At 66.2% G+C, this 25,834-nt stretch carries 17 protein-coding genes; 6 read left to right on the forward strand and 11 right to left on the reverse strand.

Features of this window, described 5'->3' with window-relative positions:
• Positions 1-1,346 (reverse strand): ESPR-type extended signal peptide-containing protein (locus J7J08_RS06890; protein ID WP_285230670.1); only part of this gene is annotated, 1,346 nt, incomplete at its 3' end.
• A gap of 439 nt (positions 1,347-1,785) precedes the next feature.
• On the opposite strand from J7J08_RS06890, the gene J7J08_RS06895 reads away from it, so the two are divergent.
• Together J7J08_RS06895 and J7J08_RS06900 are read left to right on the forward strand one after the other, a co-directional pair.
• On the forward strand, positions 1,786-5,745 hold the full coding sequence (locus tag J7J08_RS06895; protein ID WP_214903126.1) for a DUF1592 domain-containing protein: 3,960 nt from the start codon (positions 1,786-1,788) through the stop codon (positions 5,743-5,745).
• The gene (locus tag J7J08_RS06900) at positions 5,742-7,160 is read left to right on the forward strand and encodes a DUF1552 domain-containing protein (protein WP_214903129.1); all 1,419 of its coding nucleotides are present in this window, start codon (positions 5,742-5,744) and stop codon (positions 7,158-7,160) included. The genes J7J08_RS06895 and J7J08_RS06900 overlap by 4 nt, the downstream gene beginning before the upstream one ends.
• A gap of 18 nt (positions 7,161-7,178) precedes the next feature.
• Here the strand turns inward: J7J08_RS06900 and J7J08_RS06905 are convergent, their stop codons facing one another.
• Entirely contained in the window at positions 7,179-8,522 is a 1,344-nt protein-coding gene (locus J7J08_RS06905) for an amidohydrolase family protein (protein ID WP_214903133.1), read from the reverse strand.
• A 198-nt stretch (positions 8,523-8,720) separates the two neighbouring features.
• On the opposite strand from J7J08_RS06905, the gene J7J08_RS06910 reads away from it, so the two are divergent.
• Positions 8,721-9,311: a DUF308 domain-containing protein gene (locus J7J08_RS06910; protein ID WP_214903136.1), complete on the forward strand. Its 591-nt coding sequence runs from the start codon at positions 8,721-8,723 to the stop codon at positions 9,309-9,311.
• On the opposite strand, the gene J7J08_RS06915 is transcribed toward J7J08_RS06910, so the two are convergent.
• The 6 genes from J7J08_RS06915 to arcA all read right to left on the reverse strand — a co-directional run bounded on the left by J7J08_RS06915 (position 9,290) and on the right by arcA (position 19,220).
• Complete coding sequence (locus J7J08_RS06915) at positions 9,290-10,672, reverse strand: MipA/OmpV family protein (RefSeq protein WP_214903139.1); 1,383 nt, start codon at positions 10,670-10,672, stop codon at positions 9,290-9,292. The genes J7J08_RS06910 and J7J08_RS06915 overlap by 22 nt on opposite strands.
• Positions 10,673-10,680: 8 nt before the next feature.
• The gene (locus J7J08_RS06920) at positions 10,681-12,141 is read right to left on the reverse strand and encodes a DcaP family trimeric outer membrane transporter (RefSeq protein ID WP_214903142.1); all 1,461 of its coding nucleotides are present in this window, start codon (positions 12,139-12,141) and stop codon (positions 10,681-10,683) included.
• Between the two features lie 40 nt (positions 12,142-12,181).
• Positions 12,182-13,600: an efflux transporter outer membrane subunit gene (locus J7J08_RS06925; protein WP_214903145.1), complete on the reverse strand. Its 1,419-nt coding sequence runs from the start codon at positions 13,598-13,600 to the stop codon at positions 12,182-12,184.
• Positions 13,593-16,742, reverse strand: a complete 3,150-nt coding sequence (locus tag J7J08_RS06930) for a multidrug efflux RND transporter permease subunit (RefSeq protein WP_214903148.1) — start codon at positions 16,740-16,742, stop codon at positions 13,593-13,595. The genes J7J08_RS06925 and J7J08_RS06930 overlap by 8 nt, the downstream gene beginning before the upstream one ends.
• Positions 16,739-17,896 carry an efflux RND transporter periplasmic adaptor subunit gene (locus tag J7J08_RS06935; RefSeq protein ID WP_214903151.1) on the reverse strand — a complete coding sequence of 386 codons (1,158 nt, stop codon included), beginning with the start codon at positions 17,894-17,896 and terminating at the stop codon, positions 16,739-16,741. Before J7J08_RS06935 ends, J7J08_RS06930 begins: the two co-directional genes overlap by 4 nt.
• 73 nt (positions 17,897-17,969) lie before the next feature.
• Positions 17,970-19,220, reverse strand: a complete 1,251-nt coding sequence (arcA, locus tag J7J08_RS06940; RefSeq protein ID WP_214903153.1) for an arginine deiminase — start codon at positions 19,218-19,220, stop codon at positions 17,970-17,972.
• Positions 19,221-19,533: 313 nt separating this feature from the next.
• Here arcA and J7J08_RS06945 point away from each other — a divergent pair, with 313 nt between their 5' ends.
• The 3 genes from J7J08_RS06945 (at position 19,534) to J7J08_RS06955 (ending at position 21,141) form a co-directional block, all read left to right on the forward strand.
• Positions 19,534-19,995, forward strand: coding sequence for a glycine zipper 2TM domain-containing protein (locus J7J08_RS06945; RefSeq protein ID WP_214903155.1), 462 nt, complete (start codon positions 19,534-19,536; stop codon positions 19,993-19,995).
• Between the two features lie 77 nt (positions 19,996-20,072).
• Entirely contained in the window at positions 20,073-20,567 is a 495-nt protein-coding gene (locus tag J7J08_RS06950) for a DUF6491 family protein (RefSeq protein ID WP_214903157.1), read from the forward strand.
• Positions 20,568-20,586: 19 nt separating this feature from the next.
• Positions 20,587-21,141 (forward strand): YqhA family protein, encoded by a 555-nt coding sequence (locus J7J08_RS06955; protein WP_214903159.1) that lies wholly within the window; start codon positions 20,587-20,589, stop codon positions 21,139-21,141.
• A 1-nt stretch (position 21,142) separates the two neighbouring features.
• On the opposite strand, the gene J7J08_RS06960 is transcribed toward J7J08_RS06955, so the two are convergent.
• From J7J08_RS06960 to J7J08_RS06970, 3 genes are read right to left on the reverse strand one after another with little or no spacing between them, the layout of a single operon-like run.
• Positions 21,143-22,819: an alpha/beta-hydrolase family protein gene (locus J7J08_RS06960; protein ID WP_214903161.1), complete on the reverse strand. Its 1,677-nt coding sequence runs from the start codon at positions 22,817-22,819 to the stop codon at positions 21,143-21,145.
• A 41-nt stretch (positions 22,820-22,860) separates the two neighbouring features.
• The gene (locus J7J08_RS06965; RefSeq protein ID WP_214903164.1) at positions 22,861-24,288 is read right to left on the reverse strand and encodes a basic amino acid/polyamine antiporter; all 1,428 of its coding nucleotides are present in this window, start codon (positions 24,286-24,288) and stop codon (positions 22,861-22,863) included.
• A gap of 47 nt (positions 24,289-24,335) precedes the next feature.
• Positions 24,336-25,760, reverse strand: coding sequence for a basic amino acid/polyamine antiporter (locus J7J08_RS06970; protein ID WP_214903167.1), 1,425 nt, complete (start codon positions 25,758-25,760; stop codon positions 24,336-24,338).
• Positions 25,761-25,834 lie beyond the last annotated feature (74 nt).

Below are 25,834 nucleotides of genomic sequence, written 5' to 3' on the forward strand. Positions count from 1 at the left end.
GGGCCGCGCTGCGCGTTGCCGGCGCGGTTGCCGCCGGTCGTGCATGCGTTCGTGGCGATATCAGCAGCATTCTGGACGATGTCGGCAGCATTGGTACCGACGCGGGTATCCAGCCCCGTGATCGAGGCGGCGTTGGCCGCGATATCGGTCGCGTTCTGGCCGATGCCGGTGGTGTTTTCTTCGATCGTGCCGAGGTTGGTGGCGATATCCGCAGCGTTCTGGCCGATGTCGGCGGCGTTGGCCTGCACGGCATCGTTCACCGTGGTCAGCTGGGCCACGTTCACTGCATCGTTGTCTTCGGTACCTGCAGCCACGCCGCTCAGTCGACGGTCGCCGTCGGTGCCGGCGAAGTTGACTTCGCTGCCGCCCACCGCCGCGCCGACACCAATCACGCCGGTATCAGCGTCCTGGCCGATCAGGCCGTCGCCGGTGCCACCGTCTTCCAGCGTGCCCACGCGCTCGTCCAGCTCGCCCAGGGCGTCGCCCACGTTGGTGAACGTGGAACCGGTGCCGAAGACGTACGACGGCGCCTTGAACGCACCTGTGGCGGCGTCGAAGCCCGCACCGCCGCCCAGCGCCTGGGCAGCGCCCTCCAGCTGACCGAAGGTGGCGGCGTGGTGGGCCTGGGTGCCAGCAGCCACATTGGTGATTCTGCGCTTCAACGAATTGCTGCCCACCGAAACCGTCAGGTCCTCATCGGCGACGGACTCGGCACCCAGCGCCACCGAACGTTCGCCGGACGCACTGCTGTAGGCACCCAGTGCCATGGCTTTGTCAGCCTTCATGTAGTGCCAGTCGGGGTCATCCATGTTCATGCCGACCTTGGCACCTTCGCCGATGGCGATGCCGTGCATGCCACCCGAACCGGCGGGACCTTCCGGATCGCGCTCGACGCTGGCGTCATGACCGATGGCAATGCCGCCCACGGCAGTGGAGCCTGCATTCGAGCCCAGCGCGATGGTATTGCGGGCCTCGGCATTGGCGCCGGTGCCCACGGCAATGGCGTCCAAGCCGCCTGCAACGGCAGCCGCCCCGGTGCTGTTGACCACCATGTAATCAGCCGACGCGTCAGCGCTTGCCGAGCGCGGCGTTGCATCTTCAGCAACGTCGCAGTGTTGTTCGTTCACGGCGTCGTCTGCCACGGCGACGCACGTCGACGCAACCGAAAGCTGCTGCGGAGGCTCGACATCCGGTGCCGCAGCCGCCGTAACGGCAGTGCAGGAGAGCAGTGCGGAGGCCAGCAGCAGAGTGCGGGTCTTGCGCTTGCGGCGGCCGCTCGAGAGTTCAGAGGCAACAACCCAGGTCTTGAGCGAAGCGCTCCAGATGATTCGATAGATAACATTCATTTGATAATCCAGGAAGACGGCGATGCGATGGGGAAGCGATGTCGACGTTCTTCCCGTTGCCTTGCCAACTGCGAGGAATACCGCCACGAATGAGGGGCGCATTCTCGGTACGGGCTGTTCCTGGAAAAATCCAATTAGTTTCAATTGCTGAAAATCCAGTCCTGCCGTTTACCCTGACTTAACAAGAATGAAGGCAGGATTCTGCCTACGGGGTAATAAGGGAGGGGCCATGGCTGCTCGTATACCTGTATTCCCCGTGGGATTTGCCCTGGTGCTGATGACATTCATGTTTGTCACGGGGTGCCAGCGCCTGCGGGAAGCAGGAGTCCCCGGCGTTGGGGAAAACAACGTTGCGGACCAGGCTCCAAGCTGCGAGACCGTGCCGCCGTGGCGCAGCCCGGCGCCGGGCCGCGTCAGCGCCTATCATCCCGGCGATCGGGTGCAGAATCGCGGACAGGTTTATGTCTGCACCGAATGGGGCGACGGCCGTTTCTGCAACCAGGATGCCTTTGAACCGGGCACCGCCACCGAGCATCTCTGGCGTGATGCCTGGAACGCACAGGGCAGTTGCACCGTTCCCGACGCTACCTTTGCCGGCAATCGGCTTGCCCTGGTCCTGCCGGCCATCCCGCCGGACACCACGCCGGGGCCGGTCACCGGTACCGTGCGCTGTGCCGGACCGAACCCCAGCGTGCGCAGCTTTACCGGGGAATGGGGCCAGAGCATCACCGTCGATGACCTGGGCCGGTGTGATTACCAGCTCTACATCAAAGGCGTCGGTGGCCAGCTTCCGCTCAACACGCCGGCGATATTGCCGTTCACCGAAACGGCTGGCCAGGTGATCACGTTCGAAGCCAGGTTCCGTCCTGAGGTGCCACTCAAGGACCTGGTGTTGGCACCGGGCGTCAACATCGAGGTGTTCGCCACCGGCCTGCTGCAGCCACGCCAGATGGCGATGGGCAACAATGTGCTTTACGTGGGCTCCAGCGCCATTCCGCATTTTGCCTACGACAAGCGCATTGCCGATTTCATCTACGCGCTGCCCCTGGATGGCAATGGCAATCCTACCGGCGTGCAGTTGTTGGCAACGAAACTGCAGGAACCGCACGGCGTAGCCTATCGCAACGGCGACCTTTACTTCGGCTCCACCGGCGGCTTGTACCGGATCAAGGACGTGGACACGCACCTGGATAATCCGGTCGCCGAGAAGCTGATGGTGTTCCCGGCCGACGACACGCGCATGAAGCTTCCCCCCTCCGGCGATGACGGCCCTTACCGGGTGTGGCACCAGAAGCACCCGCTGTATTTCAATCCGAACGATCCAGCCGATGACAACCTGTACACGGCCGTCGGGATTCCCTGCAATATCTGCAAGGTGCCGCAGGACACCCGCTACGGTTCGGTGCTGAAATACAACGTTGCTACCGGCGAGTCCACGCTGCTGGCCACGGGTGTGCGCAACGCGGTGGGCCTGGCCTGGCATCCGGACACCGGGCAGATATGGTTCAGCGACAACAACCGCCAGGGCTTCCCCAACACCGACGAAATCAACCGCATCTCCCGCGCCGGCGAATTCTTCGGCGTACCGTACGTATTCGGCAAGTCCACGCTCGGGTATACGCAGGCCGAATTCGACGATCCCGAAGCCCCGAACGACGGCAAGCTGCTGCCGGGCGCGATCATTTCCGACCTGATGCCCGACGAGATCGACATTCGCCGGCAGACTCAGCCGGTGTATCCACTGGCGTCCAGTTCGGCGCCGCTCGGCATTCACTTCTGGAACCACTATCCCGCGCCCGCAGGAGCACGGCAGCTGCTTGTGGCCCAGCATGGCGGCGGCACCGCCGAAGACCCCTCCACCGACGTCCGCATGTTGACCGTGCTCAACAACAAGGTGGTGCACGACGTACCGCTGATCACCGGCTGGAAACCGCCGAGCGGTGCCTTCACCGGCAAGCCGGTGGACTTCCTGGAATTGCCCGATGGCAGCCTGCTGATCTCGGACGACGTGGCCGGCGTCATCTACAAGGTCACGTATGAGCCCGACTCCCTGCCCCGCACCACCCTGTCGTTCCAGGTGCCGGCCACTGCACCTGTTCCTGCGCTGGCCGACGCCAAACCCAGCGGCATCCTCACCGAACCTTCCGGGAAGCAGCGCCTGGTGCAACTGGGCTGGGGCGCGCCGCCGCTGACCTTCGCGGGGCTGGCGCCGGGCGAATATGCGTTCGAGATGCGCGATGCGGGCAGTTGGGTCCCGGTGGCCCGGGAGCAGACCTTCACCCTCGCCGCAGAGAGGGTCTCTACCCTGGAGCTCGCCTATCGGGAGCCCGTCGAGGTCAAGGCAGACATCATCATCAAGGCGCCACCGCGCCCAAGCAACGTCACTGCACCCAACTGGACCGTCCACCTGCGCACCGCTGGCAAATCCGGAAACGGCGAACCCCTCGTTGTCGAATGGGGCCAGCAACTGCGCCACGAGGTGGGGAATGGCGAATACAACGTGGTCTATCCCTACTTCGACGCCGCCATGCCCTCGCCTACCCTGCACAAGGTGCGGGTGGACGAGAACTCCGGCGACCAGACCGTCGCACCCACGTATACCGCGGTGGAGTCACTGGGCAGGACAGTCCTGGAGGAAACGTGCTCCGGCTGCCATCAGCCGCTGTACTGGGACAACGGCGACCTGGCGGATCGGTGGGACAGCGCGGGGGTGGACCTGCTGATCGCCAAGATCGAGACGATGGGCGTGCCCGGGCATTGCGACCGCACCTGCTCCAGCGCAACAGCCCGTTACCTGCTGGATACCGTATGGGGAGACTACCTGGACCCGCCGCCACCGGTCGGCACCCGGCAGGTGCGTCTGCTGGCCACGGACGAATACGTGAACTCCGTACAGGATGTCCTCGGGTTGGCGGTCGACAAGGCCGATGTGCCACCGGAGAACGCATACAAGTCATTCAAATATCCGGCCCCCGCAGCCTTGGGCGTGGTACGCAAGGACCCGCTCTACCAGTATTACCTTCTGGCCCGAAAAGTTGCGCAGGGCGCAGACCTGGACGCGTTGGGATATACCCCGGGAAGCGACGCCACGCCATTCGTGAGCGGCATTGGCCGGCTGATGTTCAGGCGGCCGCTGCTGTCGGCCGAGGTCACCCGCTACAAGGCCGTGCTCGAAACGACCGATGGCGACATGGAGGGGCCGCGTCTGATGCTGGCCAGCATGCTGATGTCGCCCAATTTCCTGTACCGGCAGGAACTGGGACAGGCCATCGACGACGGCTCGGGCGACTACCGGCTCGATCCCTACGAAACCGCAACAGCGCTTTCGTTCGCTTATCTGGGAACCACGCCTGACGACGCGCTGCTGGCCAAGGCGGCCAATGGCGAGCTGGCCACGCAGGAGCAGATCAACGCCACCGCGTCGGACATGATGCAGTCGCCCAAGGGCCTGGAGCAGTTCGAGCGGTTTGTACGCTACTACGCGCGCACTCTGCAGGCCATCGGCGAAAAGCCTGGACTGGGCAAGCCATTGATCGACGCCATGGCGCAGGAGCAGTCGCTCAGCGTGCATTATCTGATGGGAGAAGGTTCGGGCAACGTCCGCGAACTGTTCAACCCCGCCTATACCTACCTCAACCAGGCGCTGGCCCAACATTACGGCGTGGGCGGTGTTGCTGGCGACCAGATGCAGCGCGTATCCCTTCCGCCCGGGGGCGACCGTGGTGGCCTGCTGCACCAGGGCCAGTTCCAGATCACGCAATCCGGCCAGGACACCAGCGGCCTGATCGCACGCGGGTTCCGTATCCGCGAGCAGTTCTTCTGCCACGTGTTCGGGACCCCCATTGCCGATCCGGGCAACCCGCAGTTCCCCGATCACGGCGTCACCATGCGCTACCGCTGGGACCTCATCAACGGCAGGTATGCGGATGAGACCTGCTGGAACTGCCACAAATTCGTCAATGACACCGGCGCTTCCATGGAAAATTACGACTGGACAGGCAAATTCCGCACCCAGGAGTTCGCCGTGAACCCCCCTTACACCGCGCAGTTGGTGGACCTGGATGCCACGCTCGATTTCCGCAATGCAAGCGATACCGGGTACTGGGGTACCAACCTGCAGAACGTTCGCGGCATTGCCGAGCTGATTCCGGACAACCCGTCCGCAATGAGCTGCCTGGCAGATGGCTACCTGCGTTATACCCTGGGAACGGAAGTGACCCCCAATGTGGTCAGTCTGCACAGCCATCTGCGCCGCCAGCTCATGGAAAACGGCGATATGCGCAGGATGCTGCTGGATATCGCGGCATCCCCCTCCTTCACCCGGCGCAAGGACATTGCCAGGAAGGTACGCATCGACGCGCCCGCCACCGAGCATCCTGCAAGGAAACCGCCGCAATGAACCCCTCTTCCGGACGTCGACGTTTCCTGATCGGCGCAACCTGCGCCGGCGTTGCCGCCGCTGCTGCCGTCCCCTTCTTCAGCCGCCCCGGGCTGGCACGACTGGCCACGGCCGGCAGCCGCGCAGGCAGCCCCAGAATGAAGGTGGTGTTTTTCGTGATACCCGATGGGCTGGGTATCAACGGCTTTGCCACCGCCGGTGCCGAGTGGAACCCGCAAGGGGCCATCTGGCATCCGGCCGTGGCAGAGGGCGTCACCGATACCGATCAGTTCACCTTGAACCTGGCCAGCCAGGCGCTGGAGAAGCACCGCGACAAGGCCCTGTTCCTGCGCTACCTGGAGAACTCCAGCGCGTTCGGTGGCCATAATGCGTGGACCAGCATCCTGCGCGCCACGGGCGGCGGCACTGGAAGCAGCATCGACGTGCTGCTCGCCAAGGCGCTGCCGGGCAACAACCCCGTGGTCGGGGCGGCCTTTTCCGGCCCCATGAGCAAAGTGGGCGTCGGCGGAAATTCGTGGTACGTGTCCTACGACAACGGCGTGATGCGCACCCCGCAGAAGGATCCGCGCGTGTTGTTCGAGAACCTGGTAGGCACCCCCGGCATGCTGCGCCGGGCACGCAGCGCTTCGGCCATCCTCGACCCGGCGATGGCCGACCTGGAGGACATCCGCGGCAAGGTGCACGGCAGCGAGCGGGCAAAACTGGACACACACATGGACGCGATGGAGCAGCTGATTGAAGACATCGGCGGCACCCTGCCCCCGTCCTGCGATGACGCCGCGCCACCGGAATCGCACCCTGTCGACGATCCGAATTTCCGCAACGAAGTGCAGGCCGCGCACCACCAGGTGATCGCCACGGCGCTCTCGTGCGGCATCATGCGCGTGGCCACGATCCAGGTGGCCTATTCCTCCGAGCAATCGCCCATTCCCGGTATCGACCCGCGCAGCGCCCACGACATTGCACATTGGGGCCAGATGGGCTCGGAAGAGTCCGCCGTGGAAGCGGACCGGCGACGCTGGCAGGACCGCGCCAAGTGGTACACGGCCAAGGTAAGCGACTTCCTGGATGCGTTGGCCCGTTACGCGGACCCTGACGTGCCCGGCGATTCGCTGCTGGACCATACCCTGGTGGTCTACACCAGCGAAATGGCCTGTGGTGCACGCGAACACATGATGGACATGCCCCTGGTTTTCCTGGGAGGGGCCAGCGGCCGCTTGATGAACGGCGCGGGCAGTGGTCGCTACTACGACGTCATGGCGCTGGGCGATGTCGACAACCAATGGCAGACCGGCCGGCCCAGGCGACTGGTTCGCATGCAGCGGGTGTGGGGCGAACTCGGCCGGGCGCTTGGGGTGGAGGTGCCCTACGCGGGAAACATGGAGTCCGTTCCAGACCTGTTCCGGCCTGCGTGATGGAACCGGGCCGGGCCCTCAGTTGCGCAGCTCGTCCTTGAAGATCTTCCCGTCCTTCATGATCACATTGAAGTTGGCGTCCGGGTTGGTGATGACGTTGATGTCAGACAGCGGATCACCCTCGACCAGCAGCAGATCGGCCAGGGCCCCCTCCTCCACCACGCCCACGCGGCCGGCATACGGGCTGCGCTTGCCGGACAGCGCCAGCAGCTGGGCGTTGGTGCCAGTGGCCATGACCAGGGTTTCGGCCGGGGTATACCAGCGGGTCAGGCTGGCCAGGATGTGGTTCTGCTGCGAGGCCAGCGCGCTGGAGAAGAGCACGTCGGTGCCGAACGCGGTCTTGAGCTTGTACTTGATGGCGAAGCGGTAGGTCTGGTCGGTACCGGCGAACACTTCCTGCGCTTTTTGCCACTGCTCCGAGCCCGTCGGGAAGGCGTTGGCCAGCTCCGGCGGGAACGGCTGGGTGCTGAGCCAGGTGCCGGTATCGCGGATGCGGCGGGCGGTGGCGTCGTCCATCAGGCTGCCATGCTCGATGCACTTCACCCCGGCACGGATGGCACGCTGGATCGCCTCGGGGGTGTAGGCGTGCACGGTCACGTAGGTTCCCCAGTCGGTGGCCGCTTCCACCGCTGCGCGAACCTCGGGTTCGGTGAAGGTCACCACGTCCAGCGGGCTGTGCGGCGAGGAGACGCCGCCACCGGCGGTGAGCTTGATCTGGCTGGCGCCACGCATCAGCTGCTCGCGCACGCGCACGCGCAGTTCGTCGGGCGTATCGGCGATGGCGCTGTCGCCGATCACGTCGTGGCGCGACCCAGGTTGGCCCACCGTGCGCGGCAGGTCGGAGGCCTCACGGAAATCGCCATGCCCACTGGTCACGGTAATCATTGCGCCGGAGGGCCAGATGCGCGGTCCCTCGGCATGTCCGGCATCGATGGCGGCCTTCAGCCCCCACACTGCGCCGCCGACGTCGCGTACCGTAGTGAACCCGCGCAGCAGGGTCTTGCGGGATTCGGCACCGGCCACGATGTTGATGTACCCGGTGTCGGCGGTCATCAGCGCCTGGATCGGGATGCCGGCGAACATGCTGTGCCAATGCATGTCGATCAGGCCGGGCATGAGAGTACGCCCGCGTCCATCGATGCGGCGCGCGCCGGGGGCGTCGATGGCACCCGCGGAGATCCGCGCGATGGTATTGCCCTGCACAAGCACATTGCTGGGTGCGGACAGGCGGCCATGGGTGCCGTCGAAGATGCGCACGTTGGTGAACAGCGTAGCGGCCGGTGCGCCAGCGGTGGCGGCCTCCGGGGTGTCGCCCCCTGGCTCCTGCTGCATGACCGAATGCGCGCCCACCGAAGACGCCATGCCAAGGGAAACCAAGACCCCCACGATCCGAACAGTCATTCGATGCGACATGGTACTGCGCCCTCGTGACGAATGTTGCGCAGGTATAGGAGCGCACGCGTGAGTGTCATGTGTTTGCGGGAATTACTGGGATGGGTTTCACCGCTGCATAACGATGCCGGGCGGGTAATTGGATGGTCTTTCCAGGAGTGGTACGTCATGACTGTGTTCTCCCGACTTGGCAAGGATCCGGGCTCCATCGGCGTGGCAATGAAATCCAGCTGGCAACGCCTGCTCATCGTAGGCGTGCTGCTGTTGGTGCTGGGCGCGTTCGGCATCTATGCGTCCTCTTTCATGGTGCGCACCATGACGGTGCTGGTGGCCGGCCTGCTGGTGATCGCCGGTGCGCTGCAGCTGACCGAAGCGTTCCTGCTGCACGGCCTGCCCAGTTTTGCCATGACCATCCTGTTGGGCGCGGCGCAGATCATCGGCGGCATCGCCATCTACACCCATCCCGAATGGGCTGCCTACGCGGTGGCGACCACGGTGGCGGCGGTGCTGGTGGTGCAGGCGATCGCGCAGATCAGCCTGGCATTCCGCTTCCAGCCCGGTGGCAAGCGCTGGATTTCGCTGGTGTCCGGGTTGGTGGCACTGGTGGCGGCCGTGGTGTGCGTCAGCGGGGTGGCCTGGGCCGGACGCGCATCGGCGTCGTGGGGCGTGGGCCTGGCGTTGCTCGCGATGGGCGTGGCCTACATCGCCATCGCCCTGCTGTTCCGCCAGGATCGTGATCAGAACGCCCCTTCCAGGTAGGTGTAGATGTAGTTGGAGCCGCCGTCGACGGTACCCAGCATCCGCGCCGAACCGAAGATGCCCGAACGGTGCGAGACGCCGAACCCGAAGTACAGCTCGTGCCAGCGTTCGCTGCCGAAAATGTCGCCCAGGCTCACGTCGATGCTGGGGTCCAGGTAGTTGAGCACCTTGGAGGTATTGCGCTCGCGGCGAGCCTGCGACTGCACTTCGGCATACGGCACGCGCTCGGCATAGGACACACCGAAGCCGAAGCCGAGCCGGGTCTTGACCCGGTGTGACCACGGGAAGCCGTAGTAGAAGGCCTTCATGTACGCATCTATCTGCCACGAATCGGGCTGGTGGCCCTTTTCGTCATGACGCAGCACGCCCACGTAGCCGACCAGGTCCAGTGGCCAGCCGTTGAGTCCTGACACGAACGGGCGGCCCACGTGCACGCCCCAGATGTCGGTGGGGTCGTCGTTGTTCAAGCTGACGCAGCTGAAGGTCATGATCTTGACCAGGTGGCAGCCATCGTCCGAATCGCGGCCGTAGAACACCTTCACGTAGGTGGGAGTGCCTTCCTTGTCCCAGCGCACCTGGCCGTTGCCGAAATCGTAGGCGGCGCCGAGCATGGCGCCCCACTGCATGTCGCTGTCCACGAGCGGGCTGTTGCGGATGGTGCTGGCGTAGCGCTTGGCGAACACGCCGCCGACCAGGCTCCAGTTCTGCAGGATGCGGTAGCGGCCATACAGGCCAGCGGTGATGTCCACCCCGCTGCCGGCCGAGTACTCGGTGCGTTCGGGGGTTACCTCGTCGGGCTCCACGCCGAAGTAGTAGTCGTTGAGCTTGGCGCTGCGCCAACCCAGGGTGAGTACCGGCTGCAGCGCCCAGCGGTCGCCACGCCAGGTATACCCATAGCCGGCGCGCACTTCGGTGCCATTGGAACTGTTGGAGATGTCCTGGCGGACGGTGAAGTCCAACGCATGGTTGTTGTGCTTGAAGTAGTAACGGGCGCCGGCGTCGGCCTCGCTGTTGCGGGTTTCCATGCCTTCGAGGATGTCGGGGGTTTCATCTTCCGGGTAGCCTTCCAGCCGCCGTTCGACGAACAGCTCCAGGCCCTGGTCCTCGTGCGGGGTGAAGCGCACGCCCGCCGCGTTGGAGCGCAGGAAGAAGCGCTCGCCCTCGTACAGGTACAGCGGCATGATATCGACGCGATCGTCGGCACCTTTGTAGGGCGACGATTCGATCCGGCCGAGGAAGCCCAGCCCCGCACTGCCGGGTTCTTCGAGGATCGTGCCGAGCATGGCGTCCTGCGCGGCCACCGGGGCGGCGGCCGCCAGTGCGCTGACCAGCAGCAGCTTTCGTAGTCTGCGCGTTGCCATGACGCCTCCTATCTCACGAAGTCGTACTTGAGCGCCGTCTGCAGGCGGAACACATCGCCACTGGCACCACTCTGCTCCTGCAGCTTGCCGTACAGCAACTCGGCGCCCCAGCTCCAGCTCGGCGCCGGCTGCCAGATGATGTTGGCGGCGGCGTAATCGCTGCGGCGGAACACCGATGGGTCAAGCAGCGGGTCGCGTTCCAGATAGAGCCGGCTGTAGGTCAGGGTGGAACGCCAGCGCTGCGTCCAGTGGTGGGTGTAGCCGAGCCAGCCGCCGTACTGCTGCAGCACCTGCAGGTCGCCCTGCGGGTCGACCACGCCATCGACATTCACTCCGCCCAGGTCGCCGATGAAGGCGGCGATACCCTGCCCGCCCACGGCGCCGAACACCAGGTAGTTGCCGTTGTCGCCCCAGCCCCAGGTTCCGCTGAGGGCCAGGCCGCCGGCGGTGGCGCTGTCACTGCCTTCATTGCTGTCCTGCGCCGAATCGTAGGCCAGGTAGCGCAGCAGGCCCGACGCCTGCAGGCTGCCCCAACCCGCCTCGTGCCGCGCGGCCAACACCAGGTTGGGCGCGGCCGTGCGCGAGCGTTGGGTGACGCCGGAGAACTGCAGTTCCGGCGCGCGATGCTCGGCGGCCAGGATCAACTGGTTGCCGTTGCCCAGCGGGAAATACTGGCGGACGCTGGCCAGCCGCGCGAACGGCGATGCCGGCGGGCCGGCGAAGTCCAGCGTATCGGGGCCGGAGTCCAGGTCCATGAAGGCCGACCAGCCGAAGCCCACATAGGTGTTGCCGAGCTGCCCCCAGGCGTGGCGCAGGCGGTAGCCGTAGCTGCCACCCGAGCCGAAGAAATCGTTCTGGATAAGGAACCGCAGCTGGCCGGCATCGGTGTTGCGGCGCCCTTCGAAGGTGAGCCGGGTCTGCCGGGCGTGCATGTTGAAGCGCGAGCTGTCACGCCCGCCATCGACGGGAATGGACGAAGGAACGAACTCGTCGGTGACCCCGGCGTCGCCGCTGTCGAACATCGCATCCAGCTTGGCGTAACCGCCCAGCCGCAGCCAGGTTTCGGTGCCGGGAATCACGAAGAAACCTTCCAGGTCATCACCCGGTGGCACTTCGTTGTCGGCGCGGGCGGTGGCCTGGTCGTCCTCATCGAAGGTGTCACGCGCCGGCAGTGGCGAGGGCTTGACCTTCATTGCTTCGGGCGACGCCACTGCGATTGGCTGGGCAGGCCCACCTACCGCGCCCGGTACGGCCACAACGGCGGTTGCCGATTGCGCCGGGCTGGCCGGTGCGGGCTGGGCGGTGCTGGCCTGCCCGGATTCGAGTGCCTGGATGCGCGCGGTCAGCATCTCCACGGTCTGGCGCAGGCGCTGGAGTTCGGCGTCCTGGGTGGCGTCGCGGGTCTGGGCCGCGACGGCGCCTGGCAGCAGCACGGCGGCCAGGCAGAAGGATCGGGTGGGAATGCGCATGGAAGGCGGCCCTCGCAGGGAAGTCGAAAACACGAATGGATCAATCGGCGGGAACCACCCGCTGGCCCTGTCCGCCGCCCAGTGCGGCGTACAGGTTCACGGCGTCCTGCAATGCCGCTGCACGCAGCTGCAGCAGGTTCTGTTCGGCGGCGAAGTGGTTGCGCTCGGCATCGAGCACTTCCAGGTACGGAGTGAGTCCCACGTCGTAGCGGTCGTGCGCGGTCACCACCAGCGCCTGCTGCACTTCCACCGCGCGAATCTGCGCAGCGATCTGGCGGTCGTTCTGCTCGGCGGCGACCAGGCCGCTGGCGACCTCGCGGAACGCGTTCTGCACGGTGGACTGGTAGGCCACCTCGCGTTCGTCGCGGGCGGCATTGGCCGCATCCACGCGGGCGCGGCGGGCACCCCAGTCGAGCAGTGGCAGTACTGCCCCGGCGCCGAACGACCAGACCCGGTTGCTGTCCGACACCAGTCCAGACAGATCGCTGGACGCGTACCCTCCCGCACCGGTCAGCGCGATGATCGGGAAGTACAGCGCCCGCGCAGCGCCGATGTTGGCGTTGGCCGCGCGCAGCTGGTGCTCGGCCAGGCGCACGTCCGGGCGCGCTTCCAGCAGCGCCGACGGCAGGCCCGGATCGAGCTGGGTGAGCTGCGCGGCCGGGTCCAGCGGCAGCCCGGACGGCAGCGCTGGCGGCAGCGGCACGCCCACCAGGAACTGCAACAGCTGAAGTGCCTGTCCCTGGCTGCGCCGCAACTGCGCCAACTGCAGCTCGGTCTGGGTCACCAGTGCGTAGGACTGGTTGAAGTCGATGGACGAAGTCAGCCCGGCGTCCATGCGCAGCTGCGCCAGTTCGAGGGTTTCGTTACGGCTGGCCAGTGAGCGTTCGGCCAGCACGATGCCTTCATCGCTGGCGCGCACGGCGTAGTAGCTCGCCGCCACGTTCGCCACCAGCGAGAGTTCGGCGGTGTTGCGGGCCTCTTCCGTGGCCAGGTACTGGCGGCGGGCCACCTCGCTGAGGTTGGCCACGCGGCCCCAGAAATCCAGCTCGAACGAGGGGATGCCCACCTGCAATGCATAACTGTCGACGGTGACCCGGGGTGCGCCGTCAGCCGCGCTGAGTGGGGTGCGTAGTCGCTGTCCGGAAGCGCTGGCGTCCAGCCCGGGAAGGCGCTGGCTGCGCTGGATGCGGAACTGCGCACGGGCCTGTTCGATGCGGGCGGCGGCACCGGCCAGGTCGCGGTTGTAGACCAGCGCCTGGCCGATCAGGTCACGCAGTACCGGATCATGGAAAAAGCCCTGCCAGGCAATGCCTGGTGCGAGTGCGCCCTCGGCAGTGGACGGCGGGAACGCCGCAGGCACCGGCGCTTCCGGGCGCACGTAGTTCGGCGCCAGGTTGCAGCCGCACAGCTGGCCGACCGCCAGCAGCGCACCCACCCGCCAGAGCATGCCGTTACGCATCGGTGCCCTCTCTGCCTGCTGGTGCGGCGGGATCGGCCGTGCGCGGGCGCGCGCGGCGGCGCAGCAGGAAGTAGAACAGCGGGGTGAAGAAGATGCCGAACAGGGTGGCGCTGAGCATGCTGCCCAGCACGCCGGTACCCACCGCCTGGCGGCTGGCCGCGCCGGCACCGGTGGCGACCACCAGCGGCACCATGCCTACGATGAAGGTCAGGCTGGTCATCAGGATCGGGCGCAACCGCTGCTGCGCGGCCTGCAGGATCGCATCGCGCACTGGCACGCCGCGCGCTTCCTCGTCCAGCCCGAACTGCACGATCAGAATGGCGTTCTTGGCGGCCAGGCCGATGATGGTGACCAGGCCCACGGTGAAGTACACATCGGCGGACATCCCGCGCGCGGCGGTGAACACCACGGCGCCGAGGATGCCCAGCGGTACCACCAGCAGCACGATCACCGGTGTGACCCAGCTTTCGTACAGCGCCGCCAGCAGCAGGAACGCCACGATGAAGGCCAGCCCGAGCAGCATGCCCACCTGCCCTGACGCTTCGCGTTCTTCACGTGCCGTGCCGGTCCACTCATGCCGCATGCCCGGCGGCAGCACCTGGTCGGCGATGTGTTCCATCTCCACCAGTGCGGCACCGCTGGACACGCCGGGGGCGCCCTGCCCCGATACCGTGGCCGACAGGAAACCGTTGTAACGCTCCACCTGCTGTTCGCCCACTGTCCAGCGGGTGGTGGCGAACGCCGAGAACGGCACCGACTGGCCATTGCTGCCGACCACCCGCAGGTCTGAGACGTCCTCGGCACGCATGCGCTGTTCCGCGTCGCCCTGGATGAACACGCGCAGCACATTGCCCTGGCGCACGAAATCGTTGACGTAGGCCGAGCCGAACATGATGCCCAGCGCCTGGTTGACCTGCGACAGCTGCACGCCCAGTGCGCGCGCCTGGGTACGGTCGATATCCACGAACAGCTGCGGGGCGCGTGGCATGCCTTCCGGGCGCACGCCGGTGAGCCGGTCGCTGGCGGCGGCACGTGCGGTAATGCCCATCGCCGCCGCATTCAAGCCGGGTCCACCCACACCGCTGCGGTCTTCGATCTTCATGCTGAAGCCCGATGCATTGCCCAGCGACTGGATAGCAGGCGGATTGAGTGCGAACACCTGCGCCTGTGGAATGCGGGTAAAGGCGGCGCTCATGCGCGCGGCCAACGACATGGCGCTGCGCTCGCTGCCGCTGCGCTCGGCCCACGGGTGCAGGTCCACGAACGACATGCCCACCGCCTGGCCCTGGCCGAAGAAGCTGAAACCGATCACGGTGGCCACGTTGCGCACTTCCGGCTGCTGGCGCAGGATCGCCTCGGCCTGCTCGGCCGCGGCGCGGGTGCGTTCCATGGTGGCTCCGGGGGCGGCGTTGTAGGCCACGAAGATGTAACCCTGGTCCTCGGTGGGCAGGAAGCCGCCGGGCAGGCGTGCGTACAACAGGCCGGTGATCAGCGTGACCACCACGAATACCCCGATCCAGAGCCACGGCCGCACCAGCATGCCGCCCACCCAGCCGGCATAGCTGCGGCTGCTCTTATCCAGCCCGGTGTTGATGGCGCTGAACAACCGGCGCCCGGGGCCGCCCTTCCCCATCTGCTCCTTGGCCGGGCGCAACATCGCGCCGCAGATGGCCGGGGCCAGGGTCAGCGACAGGATGGTGGAGACCACCAGCGACACGCTGAGCGTGACTGCGAACTGCCGGTAGATGCCGCCGGCCGAGCCGGGGAAGAAGCCCATGGGAATGAATACCGCCAGCAGCACCAGCGTGGTGGCGATGATGGCGCCGGAAAGCTGGCCCATCGCCTTGGCGGTGGCCTCGCGGGGCGGCAACTCCTCCTCGCGCATGATCCGTTCGACGCTCTCGACGATCACGATGGCGTCGTCGTTGAGGATGCCGATCGCCACCACCATCGCAAACAGCGACAGCAGGTTGATCGAAACCCCGAACGCCAGCAGCCCCAGGCAGGCGCCGAGCAGCGACACCGGCACCACGATGGTGGGCAGGAACACGGCGCGCCAGCTCTGCAGGAACAGCAGGACGACAATCGAGACCAGCACCAGCGACTGCACCATGGTCACGGCAACGCCGTTGACCGATTCGGTGATGAACGGCGTGGTGTCGAACGGGGTCGTCCACTGCATGCCGTCCGGGAAGCTGGCTTCCAGGTCAAGCATGCGCTGGCGCACGGCGGTGGCGGTGGACAGCGCGTTTGCGCCCGTGGCCAGCGATACGGCCAGGCCGGCGGTCTCCTGGCCGTTCAAGCGCAGGTTGAACGCGTAGTTGTCGTTGCCCAGTTCCACCCGGGCCACATCGCCCAGGCGTACCGTGGCGGCACCGGGGGTGGCGCGGATGATCACCTGGCGGAACTGTTCCGGGGTGCTGAAGCGCCCACGCATGACGATCTGCGCGGTGGTTTCGGTTGACGGCGTGGTCGGCTGCAGGCCCAGGCCACCGCCGGCGGTCTGCGCGTTCTGCTCACGCACGGCGGCCATGACTTCGCCGGGCGAGATGCCGAAGCTGACCAGCTTCTCGCGGTCCAGCCAGATCCGCATCGCGTAGCTGGAGCCGAACAGGGTGACATCACCCACCCCATGCACGCGGCGCAGTTCGTCGGCGATGTTGCTGTTGGCGTAGTCGCCCAGTTCCAGCGCCGAGTAACGGCCCTTGTCCGACTGCAGCGAGATCAGCATCAGGAAGCCGTTGCTGGCCTGGGTTACCCGCACCCCCATCTGCCGCACTTCTTCGGGCAGGCGGGGTTCAACCCGGGCCAGGCGGTCCTGCACCTGCGAGCGGGCGATGTCCAGGTCGGTACCGCTGCGGAAGGTGACGCGGATCTGCGCGGTACCGTTGGCGCGGCTGGTGGAGGTCATGAACAGGAAATCGTCCACGCCGCTCAATTCGTTCTCGATCACCGAGGTCACGGTGCGGTCCAGCGTCTGTGCGTCCGCGCCGACGAAGGTGGCCGAGATGCTCAGCGAGGGCGGCGCCACGTCGGGGTACTGCTCTACCGGAAGACTGCTGAGGGCGATGCCGCCGAACAGGATGGCGAACAGCGCGATCACCCACGCCAACACCGGGCGGTAGACGAAATAGCCACTCATGGCGCTTTGGCCTTGGCCTTGGCAATGGGCTCGGACTGGATGGACACCGGTTGCCCGGGCTGGATCTTGTGCCAGCCATCGACGATCACCCGGTCACCGGGCGTCAGCCCGGATTGCACTACCCAGCGCCCTCCGGCCTGTCCGGCCAGGGTGACCGCACGACGCTCGGCGATGTTCTCGTCGTTGACCAGCATGACGGTGGCCTCGTCCTCGCCGATCTGGATGGCACGCTCGGGCAGGCTGGTGCCGTTGCGGACGCTCCCCACCGCCAGGATGCCGCGCACGAACTGGCCGGGCAGCAGGCGGCCGTCAGGGTTGGCGAAGCGCGCCCGCAGCGTGCGGCTGCCAGTGGCGGGATCGATCGCGGTTTCGCTGAAGTCGACCACGCCGGGAGCAGGAAGGCGCTGGCCGCCATCGAGCAGGATGGTGACCTGCACCTTGTGGTCATCGCCCATGTCGATGCGGCCTTCGGCGATGCCGCGCTCCAGCTCGTTCATCGCGATGTTGGAAGGGTTGAAGATGACGAACGCTGGATCGACCTGGTCGATCCGGGTCAACAGGGTGGCCGCTGCCGCACTGACCAGGGCACCTTCGCTGACCTGGGCGCGGCCGGTGCGGCCCTTGATCGGTGCGCGCACGGTAGCGTGGTCCAGTTGCAGCGTGGCGCGGTCCACCGCCGCCTGCGCCTCCATCAGCGCGGCATCGGCCTGGCGGAACGAGGCCTGCGCCGATTCGTATTCCTGCACGCTGACCGCCTTGCGCTGTACCAGCGTGGACAACCGTGCCCGCAGGGAAGCGGTCTGCGCCCGCGCCGCCCTCGCCGAGGCCAGCGATGCGCGGGCCTGCTGCAGCCTCGCCTGCAGGTCACGTGGGTCGATCTGGAACAACGGCGCATTGGCCTCTACTTCCGTGCCGTCGACATACAACTGTCGCTCGACGATCCCATCGGCACGTGCACGCACGTCCGCAGAGCGGCTGGCTTCCACGCGCCCCGGCAGTTCCACCAGGTTGGGCACGGTCTGTGCCTTGACCACCTCCACCGCCACCAGTGTGGGCGGCCGTTGCGCATCATCTCCACCACCACGTCCACAACCGGTCGCCAGCGCAACCGCCATCAACAGACATGCACGCGCCATCCACCCAGGGGATTGCATCCTTCCGGCCTCCGCGGTTCGCACGGCGGCGGCACCCGGCCGGCCGCCGTGACGGGAAATGTCAGCGCAGCGCCTAGAAGGCCACCGCGTCGCGGATCAACGGACAGGTCATGCAGTGGCCACCACCCCGGCCCCGCCCCAGCTCGGCCCCGACAATGCTGATCACTTCAATGCCCTGCTTGCGCAGGTCGGTATTGGTCTGGGTGCTGCGGTCGTAGGCGACCACCACACCTGGCGCCATGGCCACCAGGTTGTTGCCGCTGTCCCACTGCGAGCGCTCGGCCGCATAGCGATCGCCGCCGGATTCGACGATGCGCAGCTGCTTGAAGCCGAGCGCCTCGGCCACCACGTCATTGAAGTGCTTCTTCTCGAACACGATCTCGAAGCCCGGCGCCTTGTCGCTGGGGTGCAGCGACACCGTATGGATCTGGTCGACGATGCCCGGGAACACGGTCACCACGTCGCGGTCGGCGAAGGTGAACACGGTATCCAGGTGCATGGCCGAGCGCAGCTTGGGCATGACCGCCACGATCACCCGCTTGGCCGCGCCGTTCTTGAACAGCGACTGTGCCAGCTGGGTGATGGCGGTACGCGAAGTGCGCTCGCTCATGCCGATCAGCACGATGCCGTTGCCGGGAATCAGCACGTCGCCGCCTTCCAGGGTGGCATTGCCGTGGTCGACGGTGGGGTCGCCGAACCAGATCGGGAATTTGGCCGTGGCGAAATCCGGGTGGAACTTGTAGATGGCGGTGGTGAGGATGGTTTCCTCGTGACGCGCCGGCCAGTACAGCGGATTGAGGGTCACGCCCTGGTAGATCCAGCAGGTGGTGTCGCGGGTGTACAGCGTATTGGGCAGGGGCGGCAACAGGTAGCCGACAATGTCGGGCTGTGCGCGTGCGGCCTGCAGCGTAGGCCCGGCGAAGTCGTCCGGCAGGTCGAACACGCTCAGGCCGCCGATCAGCGTTTCGGCCAGCTGGCGCGCCGGCAGCGCCTGCAGGTAGGCGCGCACTTCGGACATGAACTCCACGCCAACTTCATTGGCGTTGATCTGGTGATCCAGGATCCAGTTGCGCGCCTCGTCCAACTCCAGGGTCTCGGTCAACAGGTCGTGCATCTCCACCACGTCCACGCCACGGGCGCGCATCTTGGACATGAAGTCGAAATGATCGCGCTTGGCGTTGTCGACCCAGATCACGTCATCGAACAGCAGGTCGTCCTTGTTGCGCGGGGTCAGCCGGCTGTGCGCCATGCCGGGCGCGCAGACCATCACCTTCTTGAGGACGCCGACTTCGGAATGAACGCCGTAGACAGTTGCACTGGACATTGGGGGGCTACTCCATTTCACGAAAGCAAACGGGGAGATCAAAGCCGCCGCATATCGTCGCCGCGGCCACGGAATACATCATCGATGCGTGCAGAACTAGTCCGAAAAAGGTCATGGCCATGTGAATGTCGGAATGTGGATAACGGACGCAGGCCCCGGGGAATGCTGAACCTGTTGCGCTGGTTGGCGATGCAGCTTCTTTCACGTCGTCGTTACCGGTCGCGTAGTTAATCGCTGCTTCATGGAACAGATTTCAGGGCCAGGAAGGCAGCCAGTCCGGTAGTTCCGCGCATTCATTCGATGGAGAGACACGATGAGACTTTCACATGCAGGTGCCGCGACGGCGCTGCTGGCTTCTGCCCTGTTCATGGCGGGCTGCGCCACCCACACCACGCCCAGCACTTTCAACCGCTCCGAGGTGGGGCGCGCGCAGGATGTGCAGATGGGCACGGTCCAGTCGATCCGGGCCGTGCAGATCCAGAATGATTCGCGCGGCGTAGCCACGCTTGTCGGCGCCGGTATCGGTGGCGTTGCCGGCAGCTCCATTGGCGGCGGCAGCCGTGCCAACACCATCGGCGCGATCGCAGGTGCCGCAGCAGGCGGTGCCGCAGGCAACGCCTTGGCACGCGGCGCGCGCAACGGGGTGGAGATCACCGTCCAGCTCGAGAACGGCCGCACGGTCGCCGTGGTCCAGGACGGCAGCGCCAATGACTACCGCGTTGGCGACCGCGTGCGCGTGTCCAGCGACGGCAGCACTACCCGCGTTACCCGCTGAGCCGGGAAACGCGCACCCGCAACGCCCGTCGCATAACGACGGGCGTGTCCCTGCGTAGCTCTGTCGAAGGAACCGCCATGCGACCGCTGCTGCTGACACTGCTTGCCGTGGCCACCCTCAGCGGGTGCGCCACCACGCCTACCATGACCACCCAGGAACGCTTCAATCTGTATGTGCAGCACGCCGGTCCGCCGGTGTCTTCATTCCAGCTGGCGCGCTTCGTCCGTCATACCCAGTGGACGCCGCTGGGCGACCGGGCGCTGGCGGTGTGGACCAGCCAGAGCCGTGGACACCTGATTGAGCTGCGTGGCCGTTGTACCGGCCTGTCGATCGCGCACACGGTAGAAATCACCAACTCGTTCGGCACGGTCAATGCCCGCTGGGACAGCGTGATTCCCCGCACCATGAGCGTGGCCATGCCGCAGTCCTGCCGCATCATCCGGATCCGCCCGCTGGATGGCACCGCGATCCGCGATGCGCGCCGCGAGATGCGCAACACGATCTACGGCGAACGCCCGGCCGACCTGGTGGAAGATACCGGCCCGGATGTGACCGACAGCTTTGAAGAATGAGTGCTGACCAGGGCCCGTGATGGAACGACTGCGCAACATGATCCGCCGCAACGTGTCGCGCAGTCTGTTCGATGCGCGCTGGATCATGGCACCGTTCTACTTCGGGCTGGTGGTGGCGCTGTTGCTGTTGCTGTTCGTGTTCCTGCGCGAACTGCTCAATGCCGTGCTGCGCGTCGCCGAGCTGGGCCCGGCCGATGCGGTGCTGCTGTCGCTGTCGCTGATCGACCTGTCACTGGTGGCCAACCTGCTGCTGATCGTCACCCTGGCCGGGTACGAGAACTTCGTGACGCGGATCGACTCCGGCCAGGAAAAGCGCCCATCGTGGATGGGTACGGTCGATTTCTCCGGCATGAAGAGCAAGCTGATGGGCTCCATCATCGCCATCTCGGCGATTGCCCTGCTGCGGATCTTCATGAAGCTGGAGGAAGGCAAGGTGATCGACCCGGACGTTCTGCGCTGGATGGCGGGCATCCACGGCATGCTGTTGCTGTCAGCGCTGATCCTGGCCATCACCGAGCGGCTGGCCCGCCCAACGCTCCGGCCGCCGGTCGAGCCACCACCGCCGCCTTCCTGACTCAACCGCCACTGCTGCTGCGCCGCCGCTCGATCTCGCGGCGGCGCAGCGGGTCCAGCAGGTCCCTCAAGCGCTGCGTGTCGAGATCACTCCACTCAGGGGTTCCGAGTACTTCCTGCCACCCCGCAATGTAGTGCGCAGGCGCGAACACGTGGCCATAGCCCATCGGCGTTCGATCGGCCAGCAGCATGTCCAGCGCCAGCTGCAGCATGCTCACCAGCGGGTACCAGCGCACGGCAGGCGACACATCCGGAGCACGCGGCTCGGCCATCCAGTCCGGCTGCCGCCACGCGTCGTAAGGGGTGAAGAAGGTGATCGGGTCGCTGGCGTACTGCAGGTACACCACGCGCATCCTTCCCCATGGCGCCGCAGCGGGAACCGGGGTGCCTGCCTGGTTCATGAAGCGCACCGCGCGGCTGTCCCGGAACACCGGCAGCCATTCGGGGGAGCCGGCGTTGCGCTGATTGGTGGTCTGCCGCCAGGTCCGGGTGGCAAACGGCGGACCGCTCCACAGCGCGCCATCGATGGGCGCATCGATCATGTCGAACAGGTTCACCGAGCGCTCGGAGTTCATCGCCCCCAGGCTCAACCCGTGCACATACAACCGCGGGCGCGTTTCCACCGGCAACGTACGCCAGTACGCATACACCTCGGCAAACAACAGCCGCGAGGTTTCCTCGCCATACTCGGGTTCGACCAGCAGCGACAGCGGGCTGGACAGGTAGGAATACTGCACCGCCACGCTGGCCACGTTACCGTGGAGCAGGTACTCCAGGCTGTCCACCGCTGCCGGGTCGACCCAGCCGGTGCCGGTGGGTGTGATCACCACCAGGTTGGCACGCTCGAAGCCGCCCTGGCGTTGCAGTTCGCGTAGCGCCAGCTGCGCACGTGCGCGGGCATCCTCCGCCGCAGGCAGCCCGGCGTAGACCCGGATCGGCTGCAGCGCCGGTTTACCGGTGAACGCGGCAATGTCCGCCGCGTCCGGTCCGGCGGTCACGTAATCGCGCCCTGCCCTGCCCATCTGCTCCCAGACCACCAGCGAGCCGGGGCCGCCGGTTGCGCCAGGTCGCGCCGGTGCGATGGCGTCGGGCGGAATCAACGCATCGGCTTTGCGGAACGACGCATCGGCCGCGTGCAGTGCACCGCGCAGCAGCACGCCGTTGGCGAGGTTGAAGAACACCACCGCGGCCACCACGATGCCCAGCAGCCGCGCCACCGGGGCGGGCATGATCCGCTGCGACAGCCCCCCGACCCGGCGCGCCACCCAGGCAAACGCCCGGCCCAGTACCAGCAGCACGGCGAACACCGCCAGCGCAATGGCCAGCAGCCGCAGCGAGAAGCTCTCGTCCATCGGCGGCAGGCCCATCACCACGCGCACCGAATCCTGCCAGGGTCGAACCCACCACACGGTCAGTGCGCAGGCCAGCAGGCTCGCCCACGGCAGCCAGCGCAGCACCCGCTGCAGCCGCCCACGGCCCAGCTCGGGCAGCATCAGGCGCCGCCACAGGGCGGCCAGCGCCACACCGATGAGGTAGCCCACGGCGAAGCACACCCCCGACAATAGTCCCTGGGCCAGGTATCCACGCGGGACCAGGCTGGGGGTCAACGAGGCGATGAAGCACAGCGAACCCAGCACCTGCCCGGTGCGGCACAGCGGACCCCGATACGGCGCGGACAAGCGCGCCAGCAGGGAACGAAACGGTGTGGCGGGTGGCCCGGTCACAGGCGCAGCCAGCCACTGGCCAACCCGACAACAGCCGCTGCCGCCATCACGCACAGCAACAACAACACCGCCGTCTCCGCCGGTCGGAACGCGAGGCCCCGATGGCGCTGCCACGCCCAGAACAGGATCGATCCGGGCACGTACAGCAGGCTGGACAGCATCAGGTAGCGACTCCCACCGGCCAGCAGCATGGACGCCGCATAGACCGTGGCGATGCCGGCGATCCAGCGCATCCGCGCGTGCGCGGCACCCTCCACCCCGCCCTCGCCCCCCAACGACAGTTTGAGCTGGTACGCGGCCACCAGCAGGTACGGCACCAGCGTCATCGCGCTGGTCATCTTCAATGCCAAGGTAAACGCGTAGTCGGCGAACCAGCTCACCAGCAGGAAGGCCTGGATCACGCCGTTGGTCAGCCACAGCGCCGCGTCCGGCACGCCGGCGCGGTTCTCGCGCGCCAGTGCACGCGGCATGGCGTCGTTGAGCGCTGCCGAATGCAGCACTTCGGCGGCCAGCAGCGACCAGGACAGGTAATTGCCCAGCACCGAAATCAGCAGGCCGATGCTGATGAACAGCGCCCCCCAGCGCCCGGCGATCGCCTCCATCACCCCTGCCATCGAGGGGGTACGCAGCGCGGCCAGGTCCGGGCGCAGCATCACCCCGTAGGACAGGATCGTGACCATCACCAGCAGGCACAGCACCCCAAGGAACCCGGCCACGGTGGCGATGCCGACGTCCTCGCGGCGGCGCGCATGGCGGGAATACACGCTGGCCCCTTCGATACCCACGAACACGAACACTGTCAGCAGCAGGGTGCCCCGGGTCTGTTGCCACAACGTGCCGGCACCCGGCGGCTCGCCGCCCCACAGGTTCAAGGCGAACACATCGGCGCGGAAGCCCAGGAACAGGAACACGATGAACACCGCCAGCGGCACCAGCTTGGCCACGGTGGCGATGGTGTTGATCAGCGCCGCCTCCTTGATTCCGCGCAGGATAAGGAAGTGGAAGCCCCACAGCAGCAGCGATGCCGAAAGGATCGCCACCACGGTGGTGCCATCGCCGAATGCCGGGAAGAACTGGCCCAGCGTGGCCTTGATCAGGATCAGGCAGGCCACATCGGCCAGGCAGCAACCCAGCCAGTAACCGACCGCGGAAAGCAGGCCTGCATAATCGCCGAAACCGGCTTTCGCATACGCGTAGATGCCGGTGTCCAGCTCCGGTTTCAGCCGCGACAGCGACTGGAACACGAACGCCAGCATCAGCATGCCGGTGCCGGCAATGGCCCAGGCCAACAGCGCGCCGTGCACCCCCGTGTTGGCCGCGAACGCGGCCGGCAGCGCGAAGATGCCCGAACCGATCATCGAGCCGACCACCAGCGCGGTCAGCTCCAGCAGCGACAACTTGCGGCTACCCGCGGCAGGGCTCATGGCAACTCAATCCTTGTCGGGTAGGCAGACCCGCGCACATGCGCGGATCAGATCTGGATGTAGCCCGTGGCGATCCAGTACACGCCGACCAGTGCCGCGACCACGGCCAGGGCAAGAATGATGAAATCCGAGGCCTTGGTGAAGATCTTTTCGCCCTGTTCGCGCCGCGCCCACAAGTACAGCAGGCTGCCCGGCGCGTAGAGCACCGCCGACAACACGATGAATTTGATGCCGCCGGCATACAGCAGGAAGGCGGTGTAGAGGGTGGCCAGGATCGCAAGGGTGAGGTCGCGCCCGCGCTCGTTGGGCCGTTCGTGGTACGTTTCGCCGCGTTTGGTGATCTGCAGCCCGTAGGCGGCCACCAGCAGGAACGGAATCAGCGACATCGCGCTGGTCAGGTTGAGCATCAGCGAGAACGCATCGCGCGACCAGTAGGTGGTGATCACGATCAGCTGCACGATGATGTTGGTCGCCCATAGCGCTGCCGCCGGAACGCCGTTGGCGTTCTCCCGCGCGAAGATCGCCGGCATGTCCTTGGTGCGGGCCGCCGCCGACAGTACCTCGGCACAGATCAACGACCAGGCCAGGTAAGCACCCAGCACGGAAACCAGCAGGCCGACACTGACGAAGACGGCGCCCCAATGGCCCACCACGGCTTCAAGCACGGCGGCCATCGAAGGCTGGCGCATGCCGGCGATGTCGGCCCGTTCCAGTACGGCGAATGGCAGCAGGGTCACCAGCACCATCAGGGTGGTAACCACCAGGAAGCCGGTGATGGTGGCCGCACCCACGTCCTTGCGTTCCTTGGCGTAGCGCGAGTAAACGCTGGCGCCTTCGATGCCAAGGAACACAAACACGGTGACCAGCATGGTCGCGCGGACCTGTTCGAAGATGTTGCCTTCCAGGCCGCCGCCATAGAAGTTGAACGTGAACACCTCCATCTTCATGGCAAAGGCCATGATGACCAGGAACACCAGGATCGGGATCACCTTGGCGATGGTGACGATCTTGTTGATCGCCGCGGCCTGCTGCACGCCACGGAGGATCATGAAGTGGAACAGCCAGATGCCGGCCGAGGCCACCAGAATCGCCACCACGGTGTTGCCGTCGCCGAAGATCGGAAAGAACGCGCCCAGGGTGGACTTGATCAGCACCCAGTACGACACGTTGCCGATGCAGCTGCCGATCCAGTAACCGAACGCGGAAAGGAAGCCGGGGTAATTGCCGAAGCCCTCCTTCGCATAGGCGAACACACCCGCGTCGAGGTCGGGTTTGCGCTCGGCCAACAGTTGGAACACGCGTGCCAGGGTGTACATGCCCAGGCCGGCAATCAGCCAGGCCACCACCGCGCCCAGCGGGCCGGTCGCGCCGGCGAAGGTTCGGGGAAGGGAAAAAATACCCGCGCCGATCATGCCGCCGACCACCATGGCGGTAAGTTGCGTGCGCGTCATCTTCACAACGTTCGAGGACATGGCGGGCGTCCGCATGCAGGTTGGAGCGTTCAGGATGGAGAGGAAATCGTCAATTCGACGTGAGATCCAGCTCA

The organism is Stenotrophomonas sp. ISL-67 (genome assembly GCF_018612915.1).
Lineage (GTDB): Bacteria > Pseudomonadota > Gammaproteobacteria > Xanthomonadales > Xanthomonadaceae > Stenotrophomonas.